The organism is Pseudomonas sp. TE3911 (assembly GCF_054062775.1).
This window is the reverse complement of record NZ_JBSSFP010000001.1, coordinates 4974556-4986765: the sequence shown is the minus strand read 5'-3', so window position 1 is coordinate 4986765 and position 12210 is coordinate 4974556. Positions and strand designations below refer to the sequence as shown.

Below are 12210 nucleotides of genomic sequence, written 5' to 3'. Positions count from 1 at the left end.
CGATGACTAGTTTGCATGCCGACGAGGCGTTCCTCGGCCATTACCAGTTAAGCCACGACCCTTTTGCTCCACGGGTGCCTGGTTTCAAATTTTTCCCGGCCCAGCGCAAGCCGGTGCTCGGGCAGCTGCACCACTTGGCGCGCTACAGCCAGCTACTGCTGGTCGTGACCGGTCCGTTGGGCAGCGGCAAGACCTTGCTGCGCCAGGCCCTGGTTGCCAGCACCAACAAACAATCGGTACAGAGCGTGGTGGTGTCTGCCCGTGGTGCCGGTGATGCGGCCGGCGTGCTGCGCCAGGTTGCCCAGGCCCTGGACGTATCCACTGCTGAGCCGAGCGCGATTCTCAAACAAATCGTGCAACTTGGCCTGACCGGCCAGGAAGTCTACCTGCTGGTGGATGACGCCGAGCAGCTCGACGAATCCGCACTGGAAGCGCTGTTGGCGCTGGCGGCGGGTACGCCGGAAGGTCGTCCCCATGTGTTCCTGTTCGGTGAGTCGTCGCTGATCGCCGATCTGGAGCAGATCAGTGGTGATCAGGAGCTGTTCCACGTCATCGAACTGCAGCCGTACGAAGAGGAAGAAACCCGTGAATACCTGGCTCAACGCCTCGAAGGCGCCGGGGCCGGTATCGAACTTTTCACGGCAAATCAGATCTCTGATATTCACGAAAGCTCCGACGGCTGGCCTGGCACCATCAACCAGGTTGCCCGCGATGCAATGATCGAAGCCATGATTGCCAGCCGCTCTGCGGTCAAGCGTCCAAAGATGGGGTTCACTATGCCTAAGAAGCACGTACTGGCGATTTCTGCCGTTGTCGTGGTCGCTGTTGCCGCCGCCTGGTTGATCCCGGGTCGCAACAAGGCGCCGACCACCGCCAGCGCGCCAACCGAACAGGCGCAGTTGCCACTGGGTAAACCCACGCCGAATGTCGAGTTCGCCAATTCCGGCCAACCGACCAACCTGCCAATGGTTGGTCAGCCTGTGATGCGCGGCCCACTCGCCGAAGAAGCCGGTGGCATCTCCGAAGGCGACGACGGCGTGCCCGTAGAGGGCTCCAGCGCTACACCGCCGACCGTGACTACCACCGCGCCACCTGCGGGTGTGCCAGCGGGTCAGCCGGCCGCCAAGCCAGCCGCAGTGCCGACGCCAGCGCCAACTATCGCGACTGCCAAGCCTGCACCTGTCACCAAGCCCGTAGCGCCTGCTCCAGCAGCCAAACCCGCGCCGGTGACCAAGCCTGCGGAAAAACCTGCCACTGTCGCCAAAGCAGGCGCCGCCGGCAGCAGCTGGTACGCCAGCCAGCCGACCGGTAACTTCGTGGTGCAGATCCTCGGCACCAGCTCCGAAGCCAACGCTCAGGCCTTCGTGAAAGAGCAGGGCGGCGAGTACCGTTATTTCAAGAAAGTGCTCAACGGCAAGCCTCTTTACGTGATCACCTACGGCAACTTCTCCAGCCGTGCAGCAGCTGATTCTGCGATCAAATCCTTGCCAGCGAAGGTTCAGGCTGGTAAACCTTGGCCTCGCACTGTTGCCAGCGTTCAACAAGAACTGGCAGCAACTCGCTGAAGATCCGGCGGCTTTACCCAAGCCGCCCTCCCGGCACCTCAAAAAAATCCTCAAGTGCGTGCAGCTTCCCAGAAGCCGCGCGCTTTGTGGTGTCTGCGTCACAGTAGCTTTTGAGTCGTAGCGGTCAGAATTAAAAAAGTTTTGACTAGCACAGCATATCGCTTTAAACCTTTCATAAATGCGACATAGATTTGCGACATTTCGTCGCTAAATTTGTGAGCGTCTGTGTCGGTGTGTACAATGACCTCCCTTTTGCCCCCGCTAAGCCGGCGTACGTTCGGCGTGGAAGGTAACCGGTTGAATTGAAAAGAAATTTGCCTCGGTATAAGAGGCAGCCTGGTGAGAAAGTGTCTATGAAAGCAGGTCTGTACCAACCCGATGAATTCAAGGATAACTGCGGTTTCGGCCTGATAGCCCATATGCAGGGCGAGCCCAGTCATACCCTTTTGCAAACGGCCATCGAGGCCCTGACCTGCATGACCCACCGCGGTGGGATCAACGCCGACGGCAAGACCGGTGACGGTTGTGGCTTGCTGATTCAAAAGCCCGACCAATTCCTGCGCGCGGTCGCCAAAGAGCATTTCGCTGTCGACCTGCCCAAGCAGTACGCCGTGGGCATGGTGTTTTTCAACCAGGACCCGGTCAAAGCCGAAGCCGCTCGCGAGAACATGAACCGCGAGATCGTCGCTGCCGGCTTGCAACTGGTCGGCTGGCGCAAAGTGCCAATCGACACCAGCGTGCTCGGCCGCCTGGCCCTGGAGCGCCTGCCGCAGATCGAACAAGTGTTCATCGCCGGTGACGGCCTGAGCGACCAGGACATGGCAATCAAGCTGTTCACGTCCCGTCGTCGCTCGTCCGTGGCCAACGCCGCCGATGCCGACCACTACATCTGCAGCTTTTCCCACAAGACCATCATCTATAAAGGCCTGATGATGCCGGCGGACTTGACCGCCTTCTATCCAGACCTGAGCGATGAGCGCCTGCAAACAGCGATCTGCGTGTTCCACCAGCGCTTCTCCACCAACACCCTGCCGAAATGGCCGCTGGCCCAGCCATTCCGCTTCCTCGCCCATAACGGCGAGATCAACACCATCACCGGCAACCGCAACTGGGCCGTGGCCCGTCGCACCAAGTTCGCCAACGATCTGATGGACCTGGAAGAGCTCGGCCCGCTGGTTAACCGCGTCGGTTCCGACTCCTCCAGCATGGACAACATGCTCGAACTGATGGTCACCGGTGGCATCGACCTGTTCCGCGGCGTGCGCATGATCATTCCGCCTGCGTGGCAGAACGTCGAGACCATGGACCCCGATTTGCGGGCGTTCTATGAGTACAACTCGATGCACATGGAGCCGTGGGACGGCCCGGCTGGCGTGGTTATGACCGACGGCCGCTATGCGGTGTGCCTGCTCGACCGTAACGGTCTGCGCCCAGCGCGCTGGGTCACCACCACCAACGGTTTCATCACCCTCGCGTCGGAAATCGGCGTGTGGAACTACAAGCCTGAAGACGTCATCGCCAAAGGTCGCGTAGGCCCTGGCCAGATCCTCGCCGTGGACACCGAAACCGGGCAGATCCTCGACACCGACGCCATCGACAACCGCTTGAAGTCCCGTCACCCGTACAAGCAATGGCTGCGCAAGAACGCCCTGCGCATCCAGGCGACCATGGAAGACAACGACCACGGTTCGGCTTTCTATGACGTTGACCAGCTCAAGCAGTACATGAAGATGTACCAGGTCACGTTCGAGGAGCGCGACCAAGTGCTGCGTCCGCTCGGCGAGCAAGGTTACGAGGCCGTCGGCTCCATGGGCGATGACACGCCGATGGCTGTACTGTCCCAGCGCGTGCGCACGCCGTACGACTATTTCCGCCAGCAGTTCGCCCAGGTGACCAACCCACCGATCGACCCGCTGCGCGAAGCCATCGTGATGTCCCTGGAAGTGTGCCTCGGTGCCGAGCGCAACATCTTCCAGGAATCGCCTGAGCACGCTTCCCGCGTGATCCTCAGCTCGCCGGTTATTTCCCCGGCCAAGTGGCGTTCGTTGATGACCCTGGAGCGTCCAGGTTTCGACCGCCAGATCATTGACCTGAACTACGACGAGAGCCTCGGCCTTGAAGCCGCTGTGCGCAACGTCGCCGACCAGGCCGAAGAAGCTGTGCGCGCCGGTCGTACCCAGATCGTGCTGACCGACCGCCATATTGCCCCAGGCAAGCTGCCGATCCACGCTTCGCTCGCCACCGGAGCGGTGCACCACCGCCTGACCGAAAAAGGCCTGCGCTGCGACTCCAACATCCTTGTCGAAACCGCCACCGCCCGCGACCCGCATCATTTCGCGGTGTTGATCGGCTTCGGCGCCTCGGCGGTGTACCCGTTCCTCGCGTACGAAGTGCTGGGCGACCTGATCCGTACCGGTGAAGTGCTGGGCGACCTCTATGAGGTGTTCAAGAACTACCGTAAAGGCATCACCAAAGGCCTGTTGAAGATCCTGTCCAAGATGGGCATCTCCACCGTCACGTCTTATCGCGGTGCTCAATTGTTCGAAGCCATCGGCCTGTCCGAAGAAGTCTGCGACCTGAGCTTCCGTGGTGTGCCGAGCCGTATCAAAGGCGCGCGTTTCGTCGACATCGAAGCCGAACAGAAAGCCCTGGCTGCCGAAGCCTGGAGCGCGCGCAAGCCGATCCAGCAAGGCGGCCTGCTCAAGTTCGTGCACGGTGGCGAATACCACGCGTACAACCCGGACGTGGTGAGCACTCTGCAAGCCGCCGTGCAGCAGGGCGACTACGCCAAGTTCAAGGAATACACCTCGCTGGTGGATAACCGCCCGGTGTCCATGATCCGCGACCTGTTCAAGGTGAAGACCTTGGACACGCCGATGAACATCAGCGAAGTTGAGCCGCTGGAATCGATCCTCAAGCGCTTCGACTCCGCCGGTATTTCCCTCGGCGCTCTGTCGCCTGAGGCTCACGAAGCACTGGCCGAAGCCATGAACCGCCTGGGCGCGCGTTCCAACTCCGGTGAAGGCGGTGAAGACCCGGCGCGCTACGGCACCATCAAGAGCTCGAAAATCAAGCAGGTTGCCACTGGCCGTTTCGGCGTGACCCCGGAATACCTGGTCAATGCCGAAGTGCTGCAGATCAAGGTTGCCCAGGGCGCCAAGCCCGGTGAAGGCGGCCAGCTGCCAGGCGGCAAGGTCAACGGTCTGATCGCCAAGCTGCGTTATGCAGTGCCTGGCGTGACCCTGATTTCGCCACCGCCGCACCACGACATCTACTCGATTGAAGACTTGTCGCAGCTGATTTTCGACCTGAAACAAGTCAATCCGCAGGCGCTGGTCTCGGTGAAACTGGTAGCGGAAGCGGGCGTGGGCACCATTGCCGCCGGTGTGGCCAAGGCCTATGCCGACCTGATCACCATCTCCGGCTACGACGGCGGTACCGGTGCATCCCCGCTGACCTCCATCAAGTACGCCGGCGCACCTTGGGAACTCGGCCTGGCCGAAACTCACCAGACCCTGCGCGGCAACGACCTGCGCGGCAAGGTCCGTGTGCAGACTGACGGCGGCCTGAAAACCGGCCTCGACGTGATCAAGGCCGCGATCCTCGGCGCCGAGAGTTTCGGTTTCGGCACCGCGCCGATGATCGCCCTGGGCTGCAAATACCTGCGCATTTGCCACCTGAACAACTGCGCCACCGGCGTCGCCACTCAGAACGAGAAGCTGCGCAAGGATCACTACATCGGCACCGTCGACATGGTGGTGAACTTCTTCACCTACGTCGCCGAAGAAACCCGTGAGTGGCTGGCCAAGCTGGGCGTGCGTTCGCTGGAAGAGCTGATCGGTCGCACCGATCTGCTGGACATCCTCGAAGGCCAGACCGCCAAGCAACAGCACCTGGACCTGACGCCGTTGTTGGGGAGCGATCACATCCCGGCAGACAAGCCACAATTCTGCCAGGTGGATCGCAACCCGCCGTTCGACAAAGGCCTGTTGGCCGAGAAGATGGTCGAAATGGCCGGTTCCTCTATCAATGACGCCAGTGGTGGCGAATTCGCTCTGGATATCTGCAACTGCGACCGTTCCATCGGCGCACGCATCTCCGGTGAAATCGCGCGCAAGCATGGCAACCAAGGGATGGCGAAAGCGCCAATCACCTTCCGCTTCAAGGGTACCGCTGGCCAGAGCTTTGGCGTGTGGAACGCCGGCGGCCTGCACATGTACCTGGAAGGCGACGCCAACGACTACGTGGGCAAGGGCATGACCGGCGGCAAGCTGGTGATCGTTCCGCCTAAAGGCAGCGTCTACAAGAGCCAGGAGAGTGCCATCATCGGTAACACCTGCTTGTACGGCGCTACCGGTGGCAAGCTGTTCGCCGCGGGTACTGCCGGTGAGCGTTTCGCCGTGCGTAACTCCGGTGCCCACACCGTGGTGGAAGGCACTGGCGATCACTGCTGCGAGTACATGACCGGGGGCTTTGTCGCGGTACTGGGCAAGACCGGTTACAACTTCGGTTCGGGCATGACTGGCGGTTTCGCCTACGTGCTCGACCAGGACAACACCTTCGTCGACAAGGTCAACCACGAGTTGGTCGAGATCCAGCGGATCAGCGGCGAAGCCATGGAATCCTACCGGAACCACTTGCAGCACGTGCTGGACGAGTACGTCGAGGAGACCGGCAGCGAATGGGGCCGTAACCTCGCCGAGAACCTCGATGATTACCTGCGTCGTTTCTGGCTGGTCAAGCCCAAGGCTGCCAACCTGAAATCGTTGCTTTCCAGCATCCGTGCCAACCCGCAGTGATATGCGCCTGAAGAGTTTGATGAGGTTTTAACATGGCTGAACGTCTGAATAACGACTTCCAGTTCATCGATGTCGGGCGCAAAGATCCGAAGAAGAAACTGTTGCGTCAACGCAAGAAAGAGTTCGTGGAAATCTACGAACCCTTCAAACCCCAGCACTCGGCCGACCAGGCCCATCGCTGCCTGGGGTGCGGTAACCCGTATTGCGAATGGAAGTGCCCGGTGCACAACTTCATTCCCAACTGGCTGAAATTGGTGGCCGAGGGCAACATCCTCGCCGCCGCCGAGCTGTCGCACCAGACCAACACCCTGCCGGAAGTCTGCGGCCGGGTGTGCCCGCAGGACCGTCTGTGTGAGGGTGCCTGCACCCTGAACGACGGCTTCGGTGCGGTGACCATCGGTTCGGTGGAGAAGTACATCACTGACACCGCGTTCGCCATGGGCTGGCGCCCGGACATGTCCAAGGTCAAGCCGACCGGCAAGCGCGTGGCGATCATCGGTGCGGGCCCGGCGGGCCTTGGCTGTGCCGACGTGCTGGTGCGTGGCGGCGTGACCCCGGTGGTGTTCGACAAGAACCCGGAAATCGGTGGCCTGCTGACCTTCGGTATCCCCGAGTTCAAGCTGGAAAAAACCGTACTGAGCCACCGTCGTGAAGTGTTCACCGGCATGGGTATCGAGTTCCGCCTCAATACCGAAATCGGCAAAGACATCACCATGGAGCAACTGCTCGCCGAATACGATGCCGTGTTCATGGGCATGGGTACTTACACCTACATGAAGGGCGGCTTTGCCGGTGAGGATCTGCCTGGCGTGTATGACGCGCTCGACTTCCTGATCGCAAACGTCAACCGCAACCTGGGCTTTGAAAAGTCGCCGGAAGATTTCGTCGACATGAAAGGCAAGAAGGTCGTGGTACTCGGCGGTGGCGACACCGCGATGGACTGCAACCGTACCTCGATTCGTCAGGGCGCCAAGTCGGTGACCTGCGCGTATCGCCGTGACGAAGCCAACATGCCGGGTTCGCGCAAAGAGGTGAAGAACGCTAAGGAAGAAGGCGTGAAATTCCTCTATAACCGTCAGCCGATTGCGATCGTCGGTGAAGACCGTGTCGAAGGTGTGAAGGTGGTCGAGACCCGTCTCGGCGAACCGGACGCCCGTGGCCGTCGCAGCCCCGAGCCGATCCCGGGTTCCGAAGAGATCATCCCGGCCGACGCCGTGGTCATCGCCTTCGGTTTCCGCCCAAGCCCGGCGCCGTGGTTCGAGCAGTTCGAGATCCAAACCGACAGCCAGGGCCGTGTGGTAGCCCCGGAACAAGGCCAGTACAAGCACCAGACCAGCAACCCGAAAATCTTTGCCGGTGGCGACATGGTGCGCGGGTCTGACCTGGTGGTGACCGCGATCTTCGAAGGCCGCAATGCCGCCGAAGGGATCCTGGACTACCTGAACGTCTAACCCATTTCAGGCTGAAGTGCGGTCAAAAATGTGGGAGGGGGCTTGCCCCCGATAGCGGTGGTTCAGTGACAGATACTGAGACTGACACACCGCTATCGGGTGCAAGCCCCCTCCCACATTGGTTTTGCAGCGCTTCCATGTCCGCGACAAATTGACCCGATAGACAAAAGGCACCGCTCTTGCCGTGCCTTTTGCGTCGCGCTCTGAGAAAATGCCCGCACTTTTTTTGCGGATGCCGACATGACTGCCCTCAAGAACGACCGTTTCCTTCGTGCCCTGCTCAAGCAACCCGTGGACGTCACCCCTGTGTGGATGATGCGTCAAGCCGGTCGCTACCTGCCGGAATACCGCGCCAGTCGCGCCCACGCCGGCGATTTCATGAGCCTGTGCATGAACCCGGAGTTCGCCTGCGAAGTCACCCTGCAGCCGCTGGACCGCTACCCTCAACTGGACGCGGCCATCCTCTTTTCCGACATCCTCACCATCCCTGATGCAATGGGCCAAGGCCTGTACTTCGAGACCGGCGAAGGCCCGCGTTTCAAGAAAGTCGTCAGCACCCTGGCCGATATCGAAGCCTTGCCGATCCCTGATCCGCACAAAGACCTCGGCTACGTGATGGACGCCGTCAGCACTATCCGCCGCGAGCTGAACGGCCGTGTGCCACTGATCGGCTTCTCGGGCAGCCCTTGGACCCTGGCCACCTACATGGTCGAAGGCGGCTCGTCGAAAGACTTCCGCAAGACCAAGGCGATGCTCTACGACAACCCTCAAGCCATGCACCTGCTGCTGGACAAGCTGGCCCAGTCGGTCACGTCCTACCTCAACGGCCAGATCATGGCCGGTGCGCAAGCGGTACAGATTTTCGATACCTGGGGCGGCAACCTGTCGGCGGCGGCGTACCAGGAGTTCTCCCTGGCCTACATGCGCAAGATCGTCAGCGGCCTGATACGTGAGCACGAGGGCCGCAAAGTGCCGGTCATCATGTTCACCAAGGGCGGTGGCCTGTGGCTGGAAAGCATCGCCGACGCCGGCGCTGATGCATTAGGCCTGGACTGGACGTGCGACCTCGGTGAAGCCCGCCAGCGCGTGGGCAACCGCGTCGCGCTGCAAGGCAACATGGACCCGACCGTGCTGTACGCCAAGCCGGAAGCGATCCGCGCCGAAGTCGGCCGCATCCTGGCCAGCTATGGCAAGGGTACCGGGCACGTGTTTAACCTGGGTCATGGCATTACGCCGGAAGTGAACCCGGAACACGCTGGCGCTTTCCTGCAAGCGGTGCATGAGTTGTCCGCGCAATATCACGTGTAGTTTCCCTGTTTTACTTCATCACCTTCTTCCAATTAAGAGGGTGATGTTGTCGCTAACAACCTGAATGAACTGTGAATGGCTAGGCGGATTTTTTATCGCTTGGCCATAGTGCGTTTAAATCTTTTGTTATGTAGGAGTGTTCCTACTTAAATGTGGTGCTTTTCCTTTTTGGGAAATTTCAATTAGTACTATTCAACTATTCCTACATTAATTAATTTCTATATCCGTAGAATTCGGCCCCGCTCGTAGTACAAAAACCTTGAAAAACGTATTCCATATTTTCGGATGTGGGTTTTATTGTCTGGTTAAGTAGGGCTCGAATTTAATGATTAAAAAGGACCTGTCGCGCTGGGGCGGTGTTTCTTCGCTAGCGTTGTTAAGTGCATTGTTGATACCTGCTCAGAGTGCACAGGCTCATGGTTATCTGAATGATCCACCTTCACGCGCCTTCCAGTGCCAGAAAGGCCTGAACAAGGACTGCGGCGGTGCACAATACGAGCCGCAAAGTGTCGGTGAAACCTTCAAGGGGTTTCCGGCCGGTGTCGGGGGCGCGCCGTTGCAGGGGCCGGTCGACGGTAAGATCGCCAGCGGCGGTATTGGCCTGTTCTCGGCCATGGACGCCCAATCCGCGAACCGTTGGCACCAGACCGAAATCAAGGACAGAAACATCAATTTCGACTGGACATACACTGCGGCACACCCAGCCACCAAACATGAGTATTTCATTACCCGCAATGGCTGGAACCCGAATGAGCCGCTTAAGCGCGCCTCGTTCGAAGGCACGCCATTCTGTGTCGTGGACGGTGGTAACGTCCTGCCGGTCAGCGGCGACAAGCATGCCTGTGTGATCCCTCAGGATAAGAACGGTCCGCATGTGATCCTGGGCATCTGGACCGTCGGTGACACCGACGCGGCGTTCTACAACGTGGTCGATGTCAATATCCTTGCCGAACCCGAGTTGCCGGGCGGTTGGAGTGCCGTGGGCAGTATCACGCCATCGGCGACCTTGCTGGTGGGTGACAAGGTCAAGGCACGCGCATTCACCGCCACCGGTGAAAAGTGCCGTACCTCTGGTGGACGCCCTGGAAATTGCCGCGGCGGTGATCGGCAATGTGACCATCCGCGCCCGTATGCATGACGTCGCGCGTTCGGTTCGCGAGGGCGGCACGCTGAGTCGTGGCCTTGAAGCCAGTGGAGATATACCCCCGTTGATGTTGCACATGATCGCCAGCGGCGAACGCGCCGGTGAACTCGACAGGATGTTGGCGCGTGCCGCCGAGCAACAGGAAAAAAGCCTCGCCGCCCGCATCACGCTGGTGGTGAGTTTGTTCGAACCGGCAATGCTGGTGGTGATGGGCGGTGTGGTGCTGCTGATCGTCATGGCCATTCTCTTGCCGATTCTCAGCCTCAACCAACTGGTGAACTGAATGGTGAAAATGCCCAAGGGCCAACGTGGTTTTACCCTGATTGAAATCATGGTGGTGGTCGTGATCATTGGGGTGTTGGGAGCCATTGTGGTCCCGCAGTTCAAGGTTGAGCAGGTCGACGTAGAAAACGAACGACTGCGTTTGACCCTCAGTGGCGAGGCCACGGCCGTGCTCAACTGGTTGGCGGCACTTGAGCGGGAGACGGGAGGCTTCTCGATGCTCACGCTGGAGAAGCGCGATGATCGACTGCAAGCACGGCTTGAGCTGTAGGGCATCGTTACACCCTCGGCTTTTCAGGCCGAGGCCAGCGGCGGCAACTTCGCCAACTTCAACGCGACCAGCAACGCGCCGATCAACAGCGCCACGATGAATGCACCAATGCCGTTCCATCCGGCGAGGTGCCAGAAGAATCCACCCGTGGTGCCGGCGACGCTTGAGCCAGCGTAGTAGCAGAACAGGTACAACGACGACGCCTGCCCCTTGGCCTTGACTGCTCGGCGACCGATCCAGCTGCTGGCCACCGAGTGGGCGCCGAAGAAGCCGAAGGTGAAGATCAGCATGCCCGGCACCACCAGCCACAACGGGGAGAACAGGGTCAGCAGCATGCCGGCGAGCATCAGTACGATGGTGGCCCACAGCACACGGCGGCGGCCGAGGCGGTCGGCGAGGGAGCCGATTTTCGCCGAGCTGTAGATGCCCGAGAGGTAGACCAACGACAGCAGGCCGACCACGGCCTGGCTCAGGTCGTACGGGTCGGCCAGCAGGCGATAGCCGATGTAGTTGAACATCGTCACGAACGCGCCCATCAGCAGGAAGGCTTCAAGAAACAGCCACGGCAGGCCCGCGTCCTTGAAGTGCATGACAAAGCCGTCCATCAGGCTACGTGGCTTGAGGCTGCTGGCGCGGAAGTTGCGCGATTCCGGGAGGATTTTCCAGAACACCGTGGCCGCGATCAGCGCCAGGGCGCCGATGATCAGCATTGCGGTGTGCCAGCTGACGAAGTCGATCAACACGCCGATGATCAGGCGTCCGCTCATGCCGCCAATGGCATTGCCACCGATGTACAGGCCCATGGCCAGGCCGATGTGCTGGGGGTGGATCTCTTCGCTCAGGTAGGTCATTGCGACGGCGGCCACGCCGCTGAGTGACAGGCCCACCAGCGCACGCATCAGCAGGATCCCTTCCCAGGACGGCATCAGGCCGCTGGCAATCGTGGCCAGCGCCGCGCAGAACAGCGCGGCGACCATCACCGGCTTACGCCCCAGGGTGTCGGAAATCGGTCCGGTGATCAGCAAACCCAGCGCAAGCATCGCCGTGGACACCGAGAGAATCAGGCTGCTTTGCGCGGCATTGATGGAAAACTCGTGGGACAGTGCCGGCATCATCGGTTGCACGCAATACAGCAGGGCAAACGTAGCAAAACCGCCTGAGAACAGCGCCAGCACCGTGCGCATGAACATCGGCGTGCCTTTCTCGATGAACGCGTCATTGAGCTGAGCCACTACCTCATCGAGGGCGGTGGGCGGGACGTCTTGAGCGAGTGGAGCGACAGCAGATTTCACGGGGACCTCGGGGAGCAAAAGCCTGTCAGGGCTGGCAATGCAAAAAAGAATATAGCTGGCTAATGATTCTTTCCAATATATTGTTCGACCTGTTTGAT

Annotated in this window: 5 protein-coding genes and 3 pseudogenes; 7 read left to right on the top strand and 1 reads right to left on the bottom strand. The window is 60.2% G+C overall.

Annotation, left to right across the window (positions count from 1 at the left end; genetic code table 11):
- The first annotated feature begins 2 nt into the window (after positions 1 to 2).
- From ACVWXD_RS22585 to ACVWXD_RS22555, 7 genes and pseudogenes are all read left to right on the top strand, one after another.
- A complete protein-coding gene (locus ACVWXD_RS22585; protein ID WP_095186123.1) occupies positions 3 to 1565 on the top strand; it encodes an SPOR domain-containing protein in 1563 nt (520 codons plus the stop codon).
- A 353-nt stretch (positions 1566 to 1918) separates the two neighbouring features.
- Entirely contained in the window at positions 1919 to 6364 is a 4446-nt protein-coding gene (gene gltB / locus ACVWXD_RS22580; RefSeq protein WP_122753833.1) for a glutamate synthase large subunit, read from the top strand.
- A 32-nt stretch (positions 6365 to 6396) separates the two neighbouring features.
- Positions 6397 to 7815, top strand: a complete 1419-nt coding sequence (locus ACVWXD_RS22575; protein WP_099602017.1) for an FAD-dependent oxidoreductase — start codon at positions 6397 to 6399, stop codon at positions 7813 to 7815.
- Between the two features lie 240 nt (positions 7816 to 8055).
- The gene (gene hemE / locus ACVWXD_RS22570) at positions 8056 to 9123 is read left to right on the top strand and encodes a uroporphyrinogen decarboxylase (RefSeq protein WP_032890274.1); all 1068 of its coding nucleotides are present in this window, start codon (positions 8056 to 8058) and stop codon (positions 9121 to 9123) included.
- 325 nt (positions 9124 to 9448) lie between these two features.
- Positions 9449 to 10195: pseudogene (locus ACVWXD_RS22565) on the top strand (lytic polysaccharide monooxygenase); the annotation flags it as partial.
- Positions 10179 to 10550, top strand: a pseudogene (locus tag ACVWXD_RS22560) (type II secretion system F family protein); the annotation flags it as partial. The pseudogenes ACVWXD_RS22565 and ACVWXD_RS22560, both read left to right, overlap by 17 nt.
- Positions 10551 to 10649, top strand: a pseudogene (locus ACVWXD_RS22555) (prepilin-type N-terminal cleavage/methylation domain-containing protein); the annotation flags it as partial. It lies immediately after the preceding pseudogene.
- A gap of 194 nt (positions 10650 to 10843) precedes the next feature.
- Here the strand turns inward: ACVWXD_RS22555 and ACVWXD_RS22550 are convergent.
- Complete coding sequence (locus tag ACVWXD_RS22550) at positions 10844 to 12052, bottom strand: MFS transporter (RefSeq protein WP_032890295.1); 1209 nt, start codon at positions 12050 to 12052, stop codon at positions 10844 to 10846.
- Positions 12053 to 12210: the final 158 nt, after the last annotated feature.